General features: G+C 42.8%; 9 protein-coding genes and 27 tRNA genes. 30 read left to right on the plus strand and 6 right to left on the minus strand.

Annotation, left to right across the window (positions count from 1 at the left end; all coding sequences use genetic code 11):
• Nucleotides 1-146: 146 nt before the first annotated feature.
• The gene (locus AACU25_RS13725; RefSeq protein WP_096576487.1) at nucleotides 147-1,265 is read right to left on the minus strand and encodes an iron-containing redox enzyme family protein; all 1,119 of its coding nucleotides are present in this window, start codon (nucleotides 1,263-1,265) and stop codon (nucleotides 147-149) included.
• A 1,726-nt stretch (nucleotides 1,266-2,991) separates the two neighbouring features.
• A complete protein-coding gene (locus AACU25_RS13730) occupies nucleotides 2,992-4,173 on the minus strand; it encodes a patatin-like phospholipase family protein (RefSeq protein WP_096576489.1) in 1,182 nt (393 codons plus the stop codon).
• Between the two features lie 748 nt (nucleotides 4,174-4,921).
• On the opposite strand from AACU25_RS13730, the gene AACU25_RS13735 reads away from it, so the two are divergent.
• From AACU25_RS13735 to AACU25_RS13875, 29 genes are all read left to right on the plus strand, one after another.
• A complete protein-coding gene (locus AACU25_RS13735; RefSeq protein WP_096576491.1) occupies nucleotides 4,922-5,458 on the plus strand; it encodes an HNH endonuclease in 537 nt (178 codons plus the stop codon).
• Nucleotides 5,459-5,817: 359 nt separating this feature from the next.
• Nucleotides 5,818-5,892 (plus strand) — tRNA-Asp (locus tag AACU25_RS13740).
• A 6-nt stretch (nucleotides 5,893-5,898) separates the two neighbouring features.
• A tRNA-Glu gene (locus AACU25_RS13745) sits at nucleotides 5,899-5,976 on the plus strand.
• Between the two features lie 5 nt (nucleotides 5,977-5,981).
• Nucleotides 5,982-6,055: transfer RNA gene (locus tag AACU25_RS13750), tRNA-Cys, on the plus strand.
• A gap of 5 nt (nucleotides 6,056-6,060) precedes the next feature.
• Nucleotides 6,061-6,161, plus strand: a tRNA-Ile gene (locus AACU25_RS13755).
• A gap of 2 nt (nucleotides 6,162-6,163) precedes the next feature.
• Nucleotides 6,164-6,234: transfer RNA gene (locus AACU25_RS13760), tRNA-Trp, on the plus strand.
• A 147-nt stretch (nucleotides 6,235-6,381) separates the two neighbouring features.
• A tRNA-Glu gene (locus AACU25_RS13765) sits at nucleotides 6,382-6,455 on the plus strand.
• Between the two features lie 91 nt (nucleotides 6,456-6,546).
• Nucleotides 6,547-6,627, plus strand: a tRNA-Tyr gene (locus AACU25_RS13770).
• Between the two features lies 1 nt (nucleotide 6,628).
• Nucleotides 6,629-6,700 (plus strand) — tRNA-Met (locus tag AACU25_RS13775).
• A 5-nt stretch (nucleotides 6,701-6,705) separates the two neighbouring features.
• Nucleotides 6,706-6,795: transfer RNA gene (locus tag AACU25_RS13780), tRNA-Ser, on the plus strand.
• Between the two features lie 5 nt (nucleotides 6,796-6,800).
• Nucleotides 6,801-6,874, plus strand: a tRNA-Arg gene (locus AACU25_RS13785).
• A 6-nt stretch (nucleotides 6,875-6,880) separates the two neighbouring features.
• A tRNA-Phe gene (locus AACU25_RS13790) sits at nucleotides 6,881-6,957 on the plus strand.
• 9 nt (nucleotides 6,958-6,966) lie between these two features.
• Nucleotides 6,967-7,041, plus strand: a tRNA-Asn gene (locus tag AACU25_RS13795).
• A gap of 5 nt (nucleotides 7,042-7,046) precedes the next feature.
• Nucleotides 7,047-7,123: transfer RNA gene (locus tag AACU25_RS13800), tRNA-Gln, on the plus strand.
• A 5-nt stretch (nucleotides 7,124-7,128) separates the two neighbouring features.
• Nucleotides 7,129-7,204, plus strand: a tRNA-Gln gene (locus tag AACU25_RS13805).
• 6 nt (nucleotides 7,205-7,210) lie between these two features.
• Nucleotides 7,211-7,291 (plus strand) — tRNA-Leu (locus tag AACU25_RS13810).
• Between the two features lies 1 nt (nucleotide 7,292).
• Nucleotides 7,293-7,366 (plus strand) — tRNA-Pro (locus AACU25_RS13815).
• Nucleotides 7,367-7,369: 3 nt separating this feature from the next.
• A tRNA-Leu gene (locus AACU25_RS13820) sits at nucleotides 7,370-7,443 on the plus strand.
• Between the two features lie 5 nt (nucleotides 7,444-7,448).
• Nucleotides 7,449-7,526, plus strand: a tRNA-Leu gene (locus AACU25_RS13825).
• A gap of 4 nt (nucleotides 7,527-7,530) precedes the next feature.
• Nucleotides 7,531-7,605 (plus strand) — tRNA-Lys (locus tag AACU25_RS13830).
• A 6-nt stretch (nucleotides 7,606-7,611) separates the two neighbouring features.
• A tRNA-Leu gene (locus tag AACU25_RS13835) sits at nucleotides 7,612-7,685 on the plus strand.
• A 65-nt stretch (nucleotides 7,686-7,750) separates the two neighbouring features.
• Nucleotides 7,751-7,827 (plus strand) — tRNA-Thr (locus AACU25_RS13840).
• A 4-nt stretch (nucleotides 7,828-7,831) separates the two neighbouring features.
• A tRNA-Gly gene (locus tag AACU25_RS13845) sits at nucleotides 7,832-7,905 on the plus strand.
• A 5-nt stretch (nucleotides 7,906-7,910) separates the two neighbouring features.
• A tRNA-Gly gene (locus tag AACU25_RS13850) sits at nucleotides 7,911-7,981 on the plus strand.
• A 5-nt stretch (nucleotides 7,982-7,986) separates the two neighbouring features.
• Nucleotides 7,987-8,087, plus strand: a tRNA-Val gene (locus tag AACU25_RS13855).
• Nucleotides 8,088-8,093: 6 nt separating this feature from the next.
• Nucleotides 8,094-8,165, plus strand: a tRNA-Arg gene (locus tag AACU25_RS13860).
• Between the two features lie 6 nt (nucleotides 8,166-8,171).
• Nucleotides 8,172-8,245, plus strand: a tRNA-Ala gene (locus AACU25_RS13865).
• Nucleotides 8,246-8,332: 87 nt separating this feature from the next.
• Nucleotides 8,333-8,415, plus strand: a tRNA-Ser gene (locus AACU25_RS13870).
• Between the two features lie 184 nt (nucleotides 8,416-8,599).
• Nucleotides 8,600-9,391, plus strand: coding sequence for a DUF1868 domain-containing protein (locus AACU25_RS13875; RefSeq protein ID WP_190445883.1), 792 nt, complete (start codon nucleotides 8,600-8,602; stop codon nucleotides 9,389-9,391).
• A gap of 145 nt (nucleotides 9,392-9,536) precedes the next feature.
• Here the strand turns inward: AACU25_RS13875 and AACU25_RS13880 are convergent, their stop codons facing one another.
• Together AACU25_RS13880 and AACU25_RS13885 are read right to left on the minus strand one after the other, a co-directional pair.
• Complete coding sequence (locus AACU25_RS13880) at nucleotides 9,537-10,316, minus strand: RDD family protein (RefSeq protein WP_096576495.1); 780 nt, start codon at nucleotides 10,314-10,316, stop codon at nucleotides 9,537-9,539.
• A gap of 118 nt (nucleotides 10,317-10,434) precedes the next feature.
• Nucleotides 10,435-11,289, minus strand: a complete 855-nt coding sequence (locus AACU25_RS13885) for a DUF975 domain-containing protein (protein WP_096576497.1) — start codon at nucleotides 11,287-11,289, stop codon at nucleotides 10,435-10,437.
• Nucleotides 11,290-11,368: 79 nt separating this feature from the next.
• On the opposite strand from AACU25_RS13885, the gene AACU25_RS13890 reads away from it, so the two are divergent.
• Nucleotides 11,369-12,319, plus strand: a complete 951-nt coding sequence (locus tag AACU25_RS13890) for a stage II sporulation protein M (RefSeq protein ID WP_096576499.1) — start codon at nucleotides 11,369-11,371, stop codon at nucleotides 12,317-12,319.
• 603 nt (nucleotides 12,320-12,922) lie between these two features.
• Here the strand turns inward: AACU25_RS13890 and AACU25_RS13895 are convergent.
• Nucleotides 12,923-13,906 (minus strand): PRC-barrel domain-containing protein, encoded by a 984-nt coding sequence (locus AACU25_RS13895; protein ID WP_096576501.1) that lies wholly within the window; start codon nucleotides 13,904-13,906, stop codon nucleotides 12,923-12,925.
• A 58-nt stretch (nucleotides 13,907-13,964) separates the two neighbouring features.
• Nucleotides 13,965-17,636: a chromosome segregation protein SMC gene (smc, locus tag AACU25_RS13900; RefSeq protein WP_096576503.1), complete on the minus strand. Its 3,672-nt coding sequence runs from the start codon at nucleotides 17,634-17,636 to the stop codon at nucleotides 13,965-13,967.
• Between the last annotated feature and the right edge of the window lie 427 nt (nucleotides 17,637-18,063).

The raw sequence follows: 18,063 nt of genomic DNA on the forward strand, positions 1-18,063 counted from the left end.
GTTTAAGATGTAATCAGGCTTGAAGAAATTACTACAACTGCATTCAGGCAAGAAAAACTGTTTCTTTAGTAATCAAGCTGTTACTAAAGAAAGCCGTTTTTGAGCCAATGATTAGGGCTAAAGTCAGAATTTTTTCAGTATTATATTTATCGAATACTCACAGCAGCTTGTTCGACTTCACGTATGGAACGAACAACAGCTTTGGCGGCGCGATCGCCCATAAATTTTTCTTGGTCATAACCTAGTACTATTTCCCAAGCATCATCAGGATACTTATCTGCCAAGGGTAAAGCCACATCATCCAACATCCAACGACCGTGGCGTTCATCTTCCTTAATGTGCAGTTCCCAGTAACCCATTGCTGCTTGTGACAGTCCCAATCGTTGCGCTGCTGCTAAATAATTTCTGTAAGCTGCAGGGCCAGCTACTTCAAAATAGGTTAATGCACCGCTGTAACGGAGAAAATAGCGTTTACGCTGTGTAGTTAAAAAATTATGGTTATCACAAGCTAAAACTTCCCAAGGTACTAAATCAAAATAACCCTCAGGTTCAGTATTCATGCCAAACTCATCTAACATTTGGGCAAAAAATGTCGAATGCTTGCGAGGTAAACGACCGTTGCCGTATTCTTCCAAGAATACTCGCACCAGCGTACACTGCACTTCATTCGCTGCACCACCCAAAATGTTGGTCATGCGGCTACCTTCTACCAAGCCATCAAAAGATGCGATCGCTAATAAATGACGATAGCCAACCTCGCTCATTTCCTCCTGAAGATAGCGACTATCCGCCGATAATGGGGGATCGACATCCAAAGATGCGCGTTCAGTAAGTGCTTGTTTGACATGCAATTTTTGCAATCTGGGCAAGTCGAATTGTGCTAGTTCCCAAGCTTGCCAAGCAGCTTCAATTTGCTGACGACAGGATAACAAGTAAAGCGATCGCTCATTGTCATAATGTCGCAAATCGTCATACCAAAACAAATTCAGTCGATTAATTCGATAAAGTATTCTTTGCAAAAACAGATGAGCCTCTTGTTCGCCACAGCCATTTTCGTAAGCTGCACGAATCGCTATTGAAAGCGTCTGTTCAAAAGCCTTGGCTTTCTCTGCAACATTTTCTAGTTGCTCATCTAAATTTTCTGTTGCTAGCAGTTCTATAAACAGCTGCTCAACATAGTGATACTTAGTACGCTGTGTTTGAGTTGCGTGTGAATTATTCCCTGCTACCTTCAGGCTAGGGAACATAACCAGATTATTTTGCATGGAGGATTTAGTAGCTTTGCCAAGATGTGAAAAATTCCATCTCTACTACCTAAATTTCCACAAGTTGAGTAATCTCTACATCTTTCTCTGGTTATAAACAAAGATTAACTCTATAGAGACAGGGCATTGAAGCTGACAAGTGTATTCACTAGTCTGCATTCCAATGCCCTATACTCATTGACAATTATTTTGTATGTTACTAGATGCTTAGTACCCAGTTAGTAAAGACTTTCGCACCACAAAAATAGATTCACAGCCATTGAAAGTAAGCGCAACAAGATAACCTTATTAGCAGCTTGCTTGTAGCTTTCACTATTTTGAAAAAAGAAATTTCTGATTTACTCAATCATCTTGCTTGAATGATTTTATCTGCTACCCAGCATCTATAAATCAAAGCAAATTTTGCAAATAGCTAAGAGATAATTTAGGCTTGTGCTATCTGCCGCTACCACGTTCGTCAGAGGAATTAATTAACATTCTTGCCTTCCTTAATTTGTTTGCTAAATGTACAGAAGCATCCCACGACAAAAGATAGTCACACCATTTAGATCTACTCTTAATTTTTGCTTAAGCAAAAATTAAGAGTAGATGAATTACACTTGACTCAAAGGATTTGGCTAGCGCAATTCTTTTGTATGAGATATCTAATATCGCCACTTGAGAGAAAGATGTTTTGTGGCTATGCAGAGTTTCAAAGTCAACACAAAAGTTTAGAATCAACAAGGTTTGACTTTTGCGCGTCAGTTTTACCCTTCAGGTGAAGGAAACGCCACTTATAGCTTGCTTAACTGTATCAATCAGGTTTTTCTGAGAATTGAAACCTGATGGACTAAGACACTGATTGCTTGTGAATGTAGTAATTTTATATTTGAGATTAGTTTGTTGTTTGCTCAACGCCACTTTTTGACTGAGCAAATCAAGAATATACTCATTCCTCTCGAGGAGAACCTATGCCAACGCTACCGCTTCGCTAATAAAAACCTCAAAATGTCTGATTTCTACATAGCGGTACTAGGTAATTAGCAGATTTAATCAATGCCTGCATTCCAGACAAAACTTATTTCAGAAGTAATCACATCTCTGCTATTAATATTGCCGAAATTTCGTAAGCTGCTGGCATGATGCTTAATCATCCTTAAATTACCTTAAGAAGATGGAGTTTTGAGCTTGCTGTAATGATTGTTGGGTGGTTTTAATTTAATCTTTTACAAGAGTAATCAGCCTGCAGGCAAAGTCCTGTTAAATCTATTTTTTATTTGCATTGTAGCAATTTTTAAGATTTGTTATCTAAGCATATCTGTATTTTTGATTGTTTGAAAACAGAGTTTATACATAACTAACAGAGATTTATTGTCTAGGCAGACTTTCTCAAATTACTGAGGAAACGACTAACAATAGTGAAATACCGCAATAGATTTTTTAAAAATTTCTAGGATAGCAAATCAATTTCAGCAGTATAACTTAGGCTGATGAAGATTATTTTGTAAAGAGATTAAATATTTATACAGATAAAATTTTTCTAGAGAGATTAATAAAGTTATTAATTTACTTAAATCCTACAATTAGCAACAGAAGTTTTTAAAATTGACATGTAGTTCTTACTGAAATCTACACAAAAATCTTGACTATAGCGCGTATAAATACGCGAAAATCTCGTATGCATACGAGATTTCTATTTAAACATCCTTAAGGATTGTATTTTGTATATGGTTTTACGTGAATGCAACTAGTTAATAGCAATAAAAGATGCGATCGCGTCTTTTACCTTAGGCCCAACATCGTCTCTTGTATAGTATGTATGTCCTTCATCTATGTATGCAGATGTAGTATCTATCCATTGTGCAATAATATCCCTGTGAGCGTTATCTATGTCTTCACTCACTTTTATATTTGTATATCTATTTTTCCTGTCTTCTGGCCGCAATAAAACTCTACTGTCTTTATATGTCTCTCCTGGCTTCGCCTTAAATCTTTCATTTAAATCAAATTGCAGGCGTAAATACCGTTGAGATTCATATCCTCCCATAATTTGCCGACAAATAGTGCTATTAACCTCAGACGTAGGCTCCATAAAAATATCAGGAATATGTTGTGCCCAATCTAACGGCTTCCACTTGTTGATTTGCTCAAATTGATAAGGTTCGCCAGTTTGACCAGTTCCAATCGAAAGGATAGATATGTCTTCCATCTGGAGGTTATCTAGCTTATATTTGCATTTTGTTTCTTGGGAAACAACCCGATCCGAACATTGACTGATTTTCATAATTAAACTCAGCGCCGCCAAAGCCGGATTATTAGCTGATACGCCACCATCAATATGTGGAAATACCCAATTGCCAAATTTCTCTTTGTTAACAGGCTCTAAGTTATAAGGTGGAAAAAACGAAGGAGCCGCTGCCGAAGCGACACATAACTGCCATAAATAACATTCATCGTACCAACGGTAGCCTAAATCTGGATGACAATTTGTAAAAAATGTGGTGTTGCGATAAAGGGTATCGTAAGCCAAAATTAAAATTATCGGACTATCTATATCTTGAATTCTGCGGTATCCCAACTCATCTATCAAAACTTTAATCAGCCCTTCGTGAGAATATTTGCTAGGTGACAATGCCTCCAAAATGGGTTGTATGAACGATGGGAACCTTTTATAGCGGTTTTTAATTTTCAGGGGGAAGATGTATTTACCCTTATTCACATATAGATTTATTAGTTCTGCACTAGTTTTACCTAAAGCAATTCCCGCTGCTAAAATTGATCCAGTAGAAGTACCAGCAATGAGGTCGAAGTATTCATTTAAAGACTGACCTTTCTGTTTTCTAATCTGGTCTTCAACTTCTTGGAGTATACGTGCAGTAATCACTCCACGCATCCCGCCACCATCCATACTGAGGATTTTGAAGGACATAGTTATTCTCCTTAATTAGTGGGTAGAGTAACTTTTGGTGCATAGTGCTTCTGCTTCTAGATGATTTTAAGCAAGCTTACACATCACAAAGTTGGTCGCCAATGACACCTGTTCTCACCCGATACACTAATAACGTCAAGACTGCAAGTGACAATTCTACACGCTCTACTGAGTTTAGTCCTGTATTGAAAATGGGCATAGGGCATGAGGCATGGGGAAAACTTGTTTCCCATGATTAGCTGACTGGAAAGTGCTGAGTGCAAATCCCAGTCAGGTATTTTCTTTCCCTTTCTCCCTTCACCTTTTGCCCTTTTACCAACAAGTATTGATATTAGTTACAATATGTAGTAGACAATTTCATACTACAACTGTATTATAAATATTAGTTATTAGTCTTAATCACACATACTACAGAAATTCAATGAACCGCAGATTTTCCTCAACACATAAGTGCGCGATAGATTGCCGACCCAGCAAGGGTTTGGGTAATGCGATCGCATTCTGTAAAGCCGCTAGCCTGTATGGGCTATTGGCATTTGAGGGAATATATCGGTTTGTGGGCAGTAAATCTGCAAATCAAGGGATTTTAAGAGCGATCGCGCTCTGGCTAAATCCAAATCGACTGATACAGAGCGGGAGGTGCAAGTGCTTTCTTGTGCCAACTATAAAGCCAAGAGTATTAACTACTTGACCCCCGCTCCTGAATGACTAGAGGCGGGGGTTATTTTTTTGAGGAGTGAATTCACTTATGGAAGCTCAACCACAGACTCAGAAATCACACATATTACAAAATTCGGTGGTCGTGTTCTCTAAGAACTACCTACCATTAGCACGGGTTAACATTAAACGAGCCATTGTGCTTTTAGTCACCGGACAGGCAGAATCGTTAGAGTTTGGCAGTACTAAACTTTGGGAAGTTCGCTCTCCTAGCTTCGTACTACAAGTTCCCGAACATATTCGTCTAACATTTGGCAATCCTGAACGTCATTGGAAAGTACCACCTGTAAATAGACGTGAAGTTCTCAAACGTGATGGGCACACCTGCCAATACTGTGGAAGCACCAAGCGTCTCACCCTCGACCATGTAATTCCCCGTTCTAAAGGTGGTCAGCATACTTGGAACAACGTTGTTACAGCTTGTGAACGCTGTAACTCAACCAAGAGCGATCGCCTACCACATGAAGCAGGAATGGTACTTAAAACCAAACCCAAAGCTCCAATCCACCCAGCTGTCGCATTTGCAGAACAGTTTTGGAATGCACAACGCCTTACTGAGAATGAGTAATTCACTCCTAATACCGTTTAGTTAAGATATCTCTTCGTTAAGGCAGCAGAGAAAGAAGAGAAAGCAGAGGAGCAGAGGGAGAAATTCTTCCTCTGCTTTCTTTTTTTGGACATACTACAAGAACAAGATTCAATTTTTCATTTCAACTTTATTGAATTAATTCCCTTAAACCCAGTGAGAGAAAGCCATACAGCGATTACATAATCCTACCCTCTCACCCTCGAAAAAAATTTGTAGTATACCCTTGACACTTTTGTAGCATTTATGTAGTATAAATGTAGTGAAGCAAAAGAGCCTCTGCAAAAGGCACAACGCTAACACTTCTGAACCATGAAAACTAAATAATTGCCACCCAACGTGGGGGTGTAACTCAGTTGGTTAAGAGTGCCTGTCTGTCGAACAGGAAGTCGCGAGTTCAAGTCTCGTCATCCCCGCCTTGTAGCCTTTTGGACGAGTAGATTAAGTCGCTCTGATTCTCAGTCAGAGAGAAGCGGGTGCAACTCCCGTCGAGGCTTCCAAAAATGTCCAGGTCGCCTAATGTTAGGGTATTGGTCTGCAAAACCGACTGTGCGAGTTCAATTCTCGCCCTGGACTCCAAACGTTGCAGTGTAGCTTAATGGCAAAGCCCCAAGCTCATAACTTGGTATATGCGAGTACCCTTTGGGAAGCCGCTCCGCGTCTACAAATCTCGCCGCTGTGACCAATGCACAGATGGTGTAACGGCAGCACCAGGGTCTCCAAAACCTTTGGTCAGGGTTCAAATCCTTGTCTGTGCGTTCTACTGCGTGTCCTAACCTAAGAAGCTTACAAACTGGTCATCTGATTTTCTCAATCAGAGTAGGTTCAAATCCTACAGCCTCCACCAAACCTGGGGGCTGAAAAAACAGCTTCTCAAACTTGCATGTGGTAGAAATTTCACTCTTGGTGCCGTAGGCAAATTGGTAAAGCCACCTGTCTTTCAAGCAGGAGATTGCGGGTTCAATTCCCGTCGGCACTGCTGACTTGAGTTGGGATGGCAGAGAGCAGGACAACTGGTCTCTCCATTCCTTTATTTCACCCAGAAATCTCAAGTAATTACTCAAAGTTGAGGGTCGGCTCGCCTACTGGTGTGGGCAACGGTCTGTAAAACCGCCGCGTTTGCTTTGCTGGTTCAATTCCAGCCCGACCCATAGCGGGATAGAGTAGTGGTCACTCACAAGTCTCATAAGCTTGTCTAGGAAGGTTCGATTCCTTCTCCCGCGTCTGTTGGAGAGGTGGCTGAGTGGCTCAAAGCATCCTCCTGCTAAGAGGAAACGGGTTTTAAAAACCCGTCGCAGGTTCAAATCCTGTCCTCTCCGCCTTTGAGAACGTGGTGTAACTGGATAACACATCAGTCTACGAAACTGAAAAGTGAAGGTTCAAGTCCTTCCGTTCTCGCTTTATCCCCTAGTAGCTCAGTTTTGGTAGAGAGCGCTGGTCTGAAAAACCAGAGGTCGTCAGTTCGATTCTGACCTAGGGGACTGGCACATTGCCCCATAGCTCAATGGCAGAGCAAGCGGCTGTTAACCGCTTTGTTGTAGGTTCGAGTCCTACTGGGGCAGCCATTCATTGCCGAGTGGACGACTTGGAAAGTCGCTGTGACTCTGAATCACAGAGATGTTGGTTCGACCCCAACCTCGGCAACCAATTATTGCCCTGTGGTGTAACTGGCAACATCCCTCGCTTTGAACGAGGAGATTCCAGGTTCAAACCCTGGCAGGGCAGCCAAATTATGCTCCTGTAGCCCAATTGGAAGAGGCGGCTGTCTCAAAAACAGTCTATTTTGTACGGGTTCGACTCCCGTCAGGAGTACCAACGGGATGTGGCGCAACTTGGTAGCGCGGCAGCTTTGGGAGCTGAAGGTTGCAGGTTCAAATCCTGCCATTCCGATATGCCCTTGTGACGAAACTGGCAAACGTGCTGGTCTTAGAAACCAGATTTTGTGGGTTCGACTCCCACCAAGGGTACTGATACTCCCGTGGCGAAATTGGTAAACGCTTCCGTTTGAGGGACGGAATTGTTGCAGGTTCAAATCCTGTCGGGAGTACCAAATTGGGTCGTTGGCAGAGCGGATATGCAGCTGCCTTTTAAGCAGACTTATCCAGGTTCAACCCCTGGGCGACCCACCAAATTATGCCCCTGTGACCCAATTGGAAGAGGTGCCAAACTTAAAATTTGGAAGTTGCTGGTTCAAATCCAGTCAGGGGTATGGCTGAGATGAAGCGGTGGTCGCTCATTTGGACGACTACAATTTCTAGTTTCAGATCTATAAATGCTGGTGTAGCTCAATGTGGCAGAGCAATCGCCTTGTAAGCGATGGGTTACAGGTTCAACTCCTGTCACCAGCTCCAGAATGCGATCGTGGTGTAAAGGCAGCATCAGAGTCTTCCAAACTCACGGTACGAGTTCGATTCTCGTCGATCGCTCCAATAGTGCGGATGTGGTGTAAGGGTAACACTGGAGTATGCCAAGCTTCAGATACGAGTTCAAATCTCGTCTTCCGCTCTCGTAGCCCTGTAACTCAGTCGGAGAGTGCCTCTCTTACAAAGAGGAAGTCGCAGGTACCCTTCGGGAAGCCGCTCCGCGTCTACAATCCCTGCTAGGGCTACCAATTTATGGGAGTGTGGCCTAATGGATGGGCATCGATCTTCTAAATCGACCTATGTAGGTTCAAGTCCTACCACTCCTGCTGTATGGGGTCATAGCTCAACTGGCTAGAGCATCCGCCTTGCAAGCGGAAGGTTAGGGGTTCAAATCCCCTTGATTCCACTGTGGTGTCTGAAGCCAAAGTGGTCGCGGCGCTGGTTTGTGGAACCAGTCATTAGGGAGTTCAAGCCTCCTCAGACACCCCTGAATGGAAGATGCCGCTAAATGGTCGGCAACTGGTCTTGAAAACCAGGGTACAGTCAACTGTAGGGGTTCGATTCCTCCATCTTCCGCCTGCCACCAGAAGCCGAAAAGTGAGGCGCTGTGCTGATAACACAGATACAGGAGGGGCAGTACCTTCCTGGTGGATTAGCAAATGCGATCGCGTGATCAAAACATCCCTTGTAACTAGGGTACTGGACTTAGAAGTCTATTCGGCTAAAATCTATCAAGTAAGAGCGCGCGAGGCCAACGAGATTGGACGATAATTATCAAACTTACTTGAATCGGGTAGCAAGAATGACGCTACCAGAAGCTTACAGATCTCAAGTCCAGCATATTCAAGAATCTTCTAAATTTCAGCCAGACTCGGGTTCTAGGCAAGCAGCACCATTTCCCGGCTACACGCTAATTACCCCACCTGCGGGGGAAGCAACAGAAAACTCTGCTTTCTATACGCAGTTAAAAGCTTATCAACAAAAACTGTTGGAGTTACCTACCAATAGTGATTTGATTGTGCCTGTACCGGATAGTAGTTTCCATTTGACGGTGGCAGATTTAATTTGGGATAGTGCTTACCGTGATGCTTGTGAAAAAAATCCCCAATTTGAACAGCAGTTACATTCTTGCTGTGGGGAAATATTTCAGGAATATCAAAAATCTCTCACAGCTGATAGTAAACCTATTTATTGGCAAGTGCTGGGATTGATAGTCATGCCAAGAGCAATAGGAGTTTGCTTAGTACCACAGGATGAGCGCTGCTACGAACAGGTGATTAAACTTCGCCGTACTATTTATCAAAATTCTCAATTAATGGCTTTGGGCATTGAACAACATTATCATTTCACCGCCCATATTACATTAGGCTATTTTGGAGCAATTTCGCCAGAACTAGACCGTACCAACTTGAGTACTATGCTGTCTGATTTGAATCAACAATGGCTTTTAAATTCACCGGAATTTTTAGTAGATCGCGTTGAATTGCGAAAATTTGATGACATGACACGCTATTATCGTCAACCTGATTGGCCGACTTTAGCTATTAGTTAATAGTCAATATAAGGATGAAAGATGAAGTCTGAATTATGAAATTAATGTGCCCAAATGTAGATGGAATATAAACTATAAAAGCTGATTTTTTGTTTATTATTCCATTTTGCTGATACCAATTCTTATTTCATCCTTCATCCTTTATTTAAAATTCTTTTTGTTTATAAGCCAGATAAATCGCTTCTAAAAATTCGTCTGAGGAAACACCAGCAGGCATCTGCTCTAGGTTAATAATAGCTTGAACCTGTTGCGATAATTTTAGCGCTAGTAAAGATTTAGCTTTAGCTGACATTCCACTACGTCGTTGTAAATATTCTCGAATTACAGCAAAATCATCTGGTAATAAGGGAGATAAATCAGCAATTTCTATTAGTTGTGCGTGTAATGATTTTGCTGGTTCTGAAATAGTTAAAGTTGCTGTTCCGATTGGGATTTGGTCTTGAATCACAATTGTGCCTGCAGCTAAATCGCCTAAGCGCTTTTCTTGACGAGTCAACATAATAAAAAAAGCGCCGATAAATAAAAATTCATCAACGGGACGCAGTAAGGCACGTAAAGCTGCCTGTTGTAAACCAATTGGTCTACCATCATCTCGAACAACGCGAATTTTAGCAATGCGTTTACCAGGGGTTTGTCCTTGCCATAAAGTTTCTAGAAACACGAAATAACCTGCATAAATAGTAAAAGTGATGATGAATGCGATCGCAATCATCCACAAACCCAAAGTAGAACCAACAACCGTTATCCAAAAATCCGAAAATTGGACGACAAGCAGCCAAAAAAGAATGTAGAACCCCACCAAAATGAAAGCCAAAATATGATAATCAATTATCAATGCCCAGGCACGATTACCAATTCCTGCAAGGGTAAATTCTAGTTCTACACTTTCGGGAGTACGGAATTTAACACGGTTAAAAAGGTGCATAAGTAATTTAAAATTAGCTATAAAAAAGCAGTCCTAATTAAATAGGACGAGGAGTAGGTTGTTGACTGTTGACTCTAGTACAGACGCGATTAATCGCGTTTCTGTGGCTTTTGACTGTTTAAATTTCGCGATCGCGTAACTTTAAGCCTAAGCCTTCACGACGACTCCGCAGGTCATAATAAATTACAGCTTTGATGCTTTGCCAAAATGGAAGAACGGCTGCGCCACTGGCAAAACTTAAAGCCAGAACTAGCAAAAATACCAGCACACTCGCAGCACTGTTTCCCTGTTGCAGTAGGGGTGTGAAAATTAACTGAATAATAGTTGCGAGGATTTGCACTACTAGTTGAATCGGAAATGTGATCAAAACAGCTACAAAGCTAATCAACAGAATCCGCCAAACGTAACCTTGAGTTAACTCCCAACTCCGGCTAATGGTTGAGGTCGCATCAACATTATCCTCAATTGATAAGGGAACATCCACTAAATAGAACCTGGTTAACAGCCAAAACACTGCAACCAAAGCCGCAATACCTACAATCAAGCCGATTAAAACTACAAGCAATGTCACCGCAGGGCTGCTTTGTTGACCTAACCCTCCGACTACGACAGCTGATAAAACGCCAACTATCACAAATCCAAAGCTAATACCGAAGACAATTCCCATAGCGACAATCGCCATTAACAGCATTGTTAATAAAAATTGCCATAATCGCGAATTTACAAAACGTTCACCCTCGCTAATGCTTTCTGGTTGATCGACTAAATCGCCAAAAGCTAAACGAGAAATCAGCCCTGTCAGGGCATAAAATTTCGCCCAGCCATATACTGGAACAAGTATCCAAACGTAAGCTTTGAGGGCAAGTAAAAAGTAATCTTTGAGGTGAGAACGATACAATCTTATTCCTGCACTCACGACATTGCCCACACTCAGGGGTTGCATGGGACTAGGAGAACCAAAATCACCAGTCATGATGTTATATTTTCCTTGCAAGTACGGAGATGAATTGAGGCTATCTTAAATTACACTCACCCAAATCCTCCCAAAATTTATGAATATTCAACGTTGGATTGCGCGACGGGAATTAAATTGGCAGCGTTTGGATACCCTTTTACGGCAGGTAGAAAAAAAAGGGTTAAAATCGCTGCGGGCGATGGAAATTAGGGAATTAGCCAGTTTATATCGTTCAGTAGCAGCAGATTTAGCACGCGCCCGTACTCAAAAAGTCGGCAATACGTTGATTCAAAGTTTACAATCTTTAACGACTCGCGCCTATACGCAGATTTATCAAGGTTCGCGACGGCAGGAATGGCAAGCTGTATTAGAGTTCTACAAATGGGGATTACCTGCTGTAGTGCAGCAAACATTCCCCTATATCGCTATAGCTACGGCTTTATTTTTGTTAGGGGTGTTAGTTGCTTGGTGGTATGCTTGGCAAGACCCCAGCTTTATGCCGTTGATTGTACCCGAAAGTTTAATTTCCCGCGTGCGAGACGATCGCAAATTGTGGATGGGGTCAATTGTGGGGATCGAACCCCTAGCATCGAGCAGTATTATGATTAATAATTTATCGGTTTCCTTTGGGGCTGTTGCTGGTGGAATTACAGCCGGGGCATACACAACATATTTAATGATATTTAATGGTTTATTAATTGGTGCGATTGGCACATTGGTAGGTCAAAATCATCTTGCTTATCCCTTTTGGGCTTTTGTATTTCCACATGGTTCTTTAGAATTACCTGCTATTTTTTTTGCTGGTGGTGCAGGATTGCTAATAGCAAGAGCAATTTTGTTTCCTGGTAAATATCGTCGTCGGGATGCACTGAAATCTTACGGTTCCCAGGCAGCACAGTTAGTATTTGGGATTGTACCGATGTTAGTAATTGCTGGCACTATTGAGGGGTTTTTCTCACCTAATCCCAGCATCCCAGACCCTTTAAAATATCTTGCGGGGATGGGATTGTTTGTGCTTTTGGTAATGTATTGTAGTCGTAAGCGTTAAGGGGCTTCCAACTAAAAACTATCCTATCGCTAGGGCGAGCAGAGAAAGAGAAAGAATTTGTTCCATATCTTCGCCCTTTCTGATTGAATAATTTAATTTCTGAAAGTTCCTAATCAAGTCTCTTAATTAGCATCGCTTTTTCATCACTTGCTTTAAATTAGAATAGTAAGCCCTAACTAATACCAATTCAAATAATGTTTGCGACAGATAAATTCTTTGTAAGGGCACGGCATCCTCAATCTTTTGGCATATCAAATATCTTACTGGTGCCCATTGGTGTCAACTTAACGTGAAACCCGCTTGCTTGTAAGGTTTCGCCCTCACCCTGTGCCCCTCTCCCACAGGGAGAAGGGAGCAAGAGATTTAGTTCCCCTTCTCCTGCGGGAGAAGGGGTTAGGGGATGAGGGCGCGAGGTATTTGTACAACGCCCGCCCTATATAGCTTTAAGCTTAAGTTGACACAGGTGACTGGTGCCGTGCCCCTACTCATCTGTCGCGTTCTTTTTTCAAATTGGTATAAGAAATTAAACCCCTCCTTCCACGAGAAGAGGGGTTTAAATTTAAAATTTAATTACGAATTAGAAATTACGAATTACGAATTACTTTAATATCCTTCTTCTTCGTATTCTGGTTGTTTTTCTTTGACTTTCTTGGGAATATTTACTGGTTGGGGGACATCTTCCCACGCATCGCCATCTACATCGTCATAGTTGTCATATTCATCGACGTAGGGCTTTTTGTAGGGTTGAGCTTCAAATTTAGCGGGCTGCGAATACCTGTCTTTATCTGTAGCCTCACTCCAGTTGTCTTCTTCGTCGTCTTCTTCGTATTGAATCGATTCGTACTGGCGCGCTTGCATTACTTGGCGCTGGGGTCTTTCTTCTTCTACATAGTCCTCATCCCACTCTTCCCTGGCTACGGGTTCGGGGGTGTGAACTTTGGGCTTGGGTGGCTGTAATGGTACACCGCTGGGTAGTTGTTTGTCTGGGGTAACTGTGCGAGGCGCACTATAGCCGTATTCTTCATCATCGCTGCGATCCCAGGGGGCTTTGCCGATTCCCATGCGTTCTAGAACGCCAACTGTCAATTGATTGACGCGTTCTTCGGCTCCTTCAAATACAATTAATCGACTGGGGCCTGTGCTGACGATTTCATCTATTGAGAGTTCGTAAGTACTTAGCACTTGCTCGGGAATTTGTGGTAATCCCACAGAAGCAATGACTATAGAGTGAAGTTTGCCATTTTCACCATTGAATTTGAAGCCGCGTACTCTACCTAGTACTTCACCGGTTTCTGTAATTACTTCCCAGTTAATCAGGTTGCTTAATGCTTCAACTTCAATATCTTCGATTACGTCCTCGTTATCGACCAGGATGACATCACCAATCTGGCTGATACTGCTAAGGTACATATTGCGCGGTATACCAGAAATAGAGATCAGGCTGTCTCTCAAACCAAGAGCTACAACCTCTCGTTGGTCAATATCCACCCAGACTTGACTAACTATACCTACCCGCTTACCGTTGTCGCGGGTAATTACCTGGGTATTTAATATGTCGGAACGCCTAATTATCTGTTCAGAGGTCATTCTATACCGAGTCCTGATCTCGAATCCGGTTAATCTATACACTATTATTAACAAAAACTCAAGCAGATGTATGGTCGGCTTGCAATTTAATTCCCAAAACTTGGGTGTAAGCTCCCCGTGCTTGAGTAACGCCTATTGTGCGTTCGGCTGATTCTATCATCGGTCGGCGCAAACTCACAACTATAAATTGAGCTTGTTTAGCCTGTTGTTTAATCATTTTAGCTAATCGTTCTACGTTTGCCCCATCCAAAAACATATCGACTTCATCGAAAGCATAAAAGGGGGAAGGACGATAACGTTGTAGGGAAAAGATAAAGCTTAAGGCTGTTAAGGATTTTTCTCCCCCAGACATGGAGGCTAGTCTTTGGACTGGTTTACCTTTGGGGTGGGCGACTAAATTTAAGCCGCTGCTAAATGGATCTTCGGGATCGTCTAGTTGTAGGTAGCCGTCACCCTCGGAAAGGGTGGCGAAAATAGATTGGAAGTTCTCGTTCACTGCGTCGAAAGCTTCCTTAAAGGCGCGTTGACGTAATGTAGTAAAGTTTTCAATCCGTAAAAGTAATTCTGTGCGCTCCCCTTCTAAGGTTTCCAGCTTTTGCGTCAGTTCTTGCAGACGGTTTTGGGTGCGTTCGTATTCTTCCAAAGCCAGCATATTTACTGGTTCCATTGCTTGCAGACGTTTGGCAAGCGATCGCAATTCTTTCTGCAATTCTTCTAAGTCTACTTGATCGGGGACTTCCGGTAGGGGGCTGGGTAGTTCGGCGGCGACGGTTTGCAGTTGCTCCCTCACATTAACGATTTCCTCGCGCTTGGCTGTGAGGGTTTCTTGGAGTTTTTGCAGTTCCCATTCTAATTGTTGCTGACGCAGGAGGTGCGATCGCAGTTCTTGTTCGGTGCGATCGCGTTTTTGTTTTTCTTCGCCTAAACTCAGTTCCATCTGACTCAATTTCGCCTTAAGTGCGGCGATTTGAGCGCTGAGTGCTGAGTGTTGGGTGCTGATGAAGCTTAATTGATTTTGCTGGGTTTCTTGCTCATGCTGGTATTGGGTAATCCGTTCCTCAGCTTCTTGGATTTTTTCTTGTAAACGCTGTTGCTGGTTTTCGAGATTTCTTAACCTTTGCTCTGCTTCCCGTAAGGCTGTTTCTCGTTGTTGTAATTGTTGCTCTTGGTTTTTAATGGTGGCTTGGATTTGTTGCCATTCACTGGGGGTTTGGGAGGCTTCTAACTCCGCTAATGTTTGTCGCCATTGTTGCAACTGATTTTCTTGTCCCGGTAATTCCCGATCCAAAACTTCCAAGCGAGATTGCGCGGTGGCAAATTTTTCGCTGTTTTGCGCTAATTGCGATCGCGTATTTTCTAACTGCGCTGTCAAAGTTTTAATTTCTTTTTGCAGCTGTTCTAATTGGATCTGCTGTTCTCGCCTGGCTTGACGCGCTTCTGTAACTTCTTGCGCTAAGGTTTTGGTTTTGGCTGCGAGAGTAGAAATGGCTTCTGTACAACGTTCTAAAACTCTCTCAATTTCCCCCAAGCGTCTTTTTAAAGCGGCGACTTCTTCGGGTTCAGCCGCTTCGACGTTCCCAAAGCGTAACGCCGAACGCTGGGTGTTGCTACCACCAGTCATCGCACCGCTAGTTTCCAATAATTCCCCGTCTAAGGTGACGATGCGGTATAAACCTAAGTTTTTCCGCGCCTGTTCTAGGGTAGAAAAAACGACGGTATTACCAAAAACATAGCTAAAAACATCTTTATAACGGCGATCGCACTCAACTAAGTTTACAGCGTAGTTGACAAAGCCACTGGCTAAACGCAGTGTGGCATCTTGGGTAAATCTGGGAGCATTAATTTTATTTAACGGTAAAAAAGTGGCTCTTCCGGCGCGTTTCTGTTTCAGCAGTTCAATTCCCGCCGCACCAACACCGTCATCTTCCACCACTATATGTCCCAAGCGCCCACCAGCGGCAATTTCCAAAGCTAGTTGGTAACGGGGTTCAACTCTGCCTAACTGTACCACTAAGCCACAAAGTCCCGGCAATCCCGATTGCAAGATGACTTTGCTAGCTTGGGTTCCTTGAACTTCTTGCTGTGCTTGCGCTTGCGCTTCGAGTTTATCTAGTTGGCGTTGTTTTTCCCGCTGTTCTTGCAGTAAGCGCTTTTGCGTATCTTGTTGAATTTGCAGTTCTTGTTCTGTGGCTGCCAGGTTTTGCGCTAAATTTTGAATGGGTTCGCTAGAGGTGTTAAATTCTGCTTCTAAGCGACTACATTCAGCTTGTTTTGTGGCTAATTCTGGCTCTAAGCTAGCCACCAGCTGGGTTTGTTCTTGAATTTGCTGCTGTAGCTGATCGTTGCGTTCTCTTAGCTGCGCTTGTTCGGTGCGTTGGGGTTCCAGCGTTTGCAGCAGCGTTTCAATTTGACGGTTTAACGCCGTTTGTTGCTGTACCCAAGCTTCCGAAGCCGAAGCAATTTCCGCCGCTGCTTGGCGAGAAGTTTCTAGTGCTTGTTGCGTCTCATCTCGTTGCTGTTGTAAGTAGACAATCGATTGCTTTTCAATTACCTGAGTTTCCGCAATTTGTTCGAGGGAACGTTGGTGTTGTTGAATTTCTTGCTGACTTTGCGTCTGGCGTTTCCCAGTTTCTTGAATTGCGGTGTCTAATTCGCTGCGCTGACGCTGGAGTTGTTTGTGTTCAGCTTCTTGGGTGGCGAGGGTAGATTGTACTGCTAACAGTTCCTCTTCCCCTAAAGCTTTAACATGGGCGTTGAGTTTATCTAATTCAACGGTGGTTTGCTCAATTGTAGTGTTAAGAGTTGTCAGTTCCGCAGACAGTTCTTCAGATTTGCGATCGCCACTTTGAATTTGATTAGCTAATTTTTCTTGCTGTGCTTGTAGGGAACGCCAGGATAACACAGCTTCCCAGGATTGTTTCGCCAAATATTCAGCGCGGAGTTTTTGATACTTTTCAGCTTTGGCGCGGTCTTGAGACAGGCGATCGCGTTGTACAGTTAATTCAGTTTCAATAATCCGACAACTATCTTCCTTTTCCTTCACCTCATCTAAAGTCGCCTTGGCTTGGTGAATTTTGCGATCAAACGCCGCTACCCCCGCCAATTCATCAATAATTTCTCGCCGTTCTCTGGCGTTCATCGAAATAATGCTAGTGACATCCCCTTGCAGTACCACGTTGTAGCCTTCGGGGTAAATCCGTAGTGTTTCTAAGGCTTCATGTAACTCTGTGAGGGTGCAAGAAGCGCCGTTAATATAGTAATTCGATGTATAAGTTCCCTGGTGCGTCACCCGTAGTTTTCTGGTGACACTCCACTCATTCGACGATTCGGGATTGGGAAGTTTGGATTTTAACTTGTCTTCCTCAACGTTCTCAACTTCCTCAACTTCCTCAATTTCTAATACTTCGACTTCCTCTATATTTTCTAGGCTTTGCGGCTTTGTATCATTGATTGAGACTGCATCCGAAATATCAAAAGTCACCGTCACACTAGCTTCTACAGTGGCACGGCTTTTAGCTGTTTGAGTATTATTGACCAAATCTGGGAGGCGATCGGCGCGCATCCCTTTAGAACTAGCGAGTCCGAGACAAAACAACAGCGCATCAAGAATATTAGATTTCCCAGAACCATTTGGCCCAGATATGACAGTAAACCCCCCCAGCAAAGGAACTTGGGTAGTACCACCAAAGGATTTAAAGTTTGTAAGTTCGACGCGCTTTACATGAACCATAGGCGCAAGGTAGCTGGGTTTATGAAGTAAAAGTGTAGCAAGGAAATATAGATTGTCTACTAGTTGAGCTAGATAATTTAGGTTTTATTGAACCACAGAGGCGCAGAGAACGCAGAGAGAAGGAAAGGGAGTTTAGCAGTACTGTGAAGCAACTGGATACTTTCCATACTGCTCGGTCAAGTATTTTAAACTAGTAATTTGGTTCAGGGAAAGGGTGAAAGGTTTTTTATTGAACCTTTTACCCTTCTCCTTTTGCCCTGAACCGACAAGTATTGAGTATATTTTTACTCACTCATCTTCACTCGTAGTTTAGTTAGCAAAATTATTTAAGCATCACCAGAGGATGCTTATCTGAACATTTGTACTAGCGTTAATATACCAGTCTGAGAGGATGTCTGAAAAATTAAGTTTTATCAGTAACGAAATT

The organism is Tolypothrix tenuis PCC 7101 (assembly GCF_963874875.1).
Taxonomy (GTDB): domain Bacteria; phylum Cyanobacteriota; class Cyanobacteriia; order Cyanobacteriales; family Nostocaceae; genus Aulosira; species Aulosira tenue.

Excerpts from the sequence above, each read along its gene's own strand:
- smc (WP_096576503.1), bottom strand. The coding sequence starts at position 17,636 with ATGGTTCATGTAAAGCGCGTCGAACTTACAAACTTTAAATCCTTTGGT.
- AACU25_RS13725 (WP_096576487.1), bottom strand. The coding sequence starts at position 1,265 with ATGCAAAATAATCTGGTTATGTTCCCTAGCCTGAAGGTAGCAGGGAAT.
- AACU25_RS13730 (WP_096576489.1), bottom strand. The coding sequence starts at position 4,173 with ATGTCCTTCAAAATCCTCAGTATGGATGGTGGCGGGATGCGTGGAGTG.
- AACU25_RS13885 (WP_096576497.1), bottom strand. The coding sequence starts at position 11,289 with ATGACTGGTGATTTTGGTTCTCCTAGTCCCATGCAACCCCTGAGTGTG.
- AACU25_RS13735 (WP_096576491.1), top strand. The coding sequence starts at position 4,922 with ATGGAAGCTCAACCACAGACTCAGAAATCACACATATTACAAAATTCG.
- AACU25_RS13895 (WP_096576501.1), bottom strand. The coding sequence starts at position 13,906 with ATGACCTCTGAACAGATAATTAGGCGTTCCGACATATTAAATACCCAG.
- AACU25_RS13890 (WP_096576499.1), top strand. The coding sequence starts at position 11,369 with ATGAATATTCAACGTTGGATTGCGCGACGGGAATTAAATTGGCAGCGT.
- AACU25_RS13880 (WP_096576495.1), bottom strand. The coding sequence starts at position 10,316 with ATGCACCTTTTTAACCGTGTTAAATTCCGTACTCCCGAAAGTGTAGAA.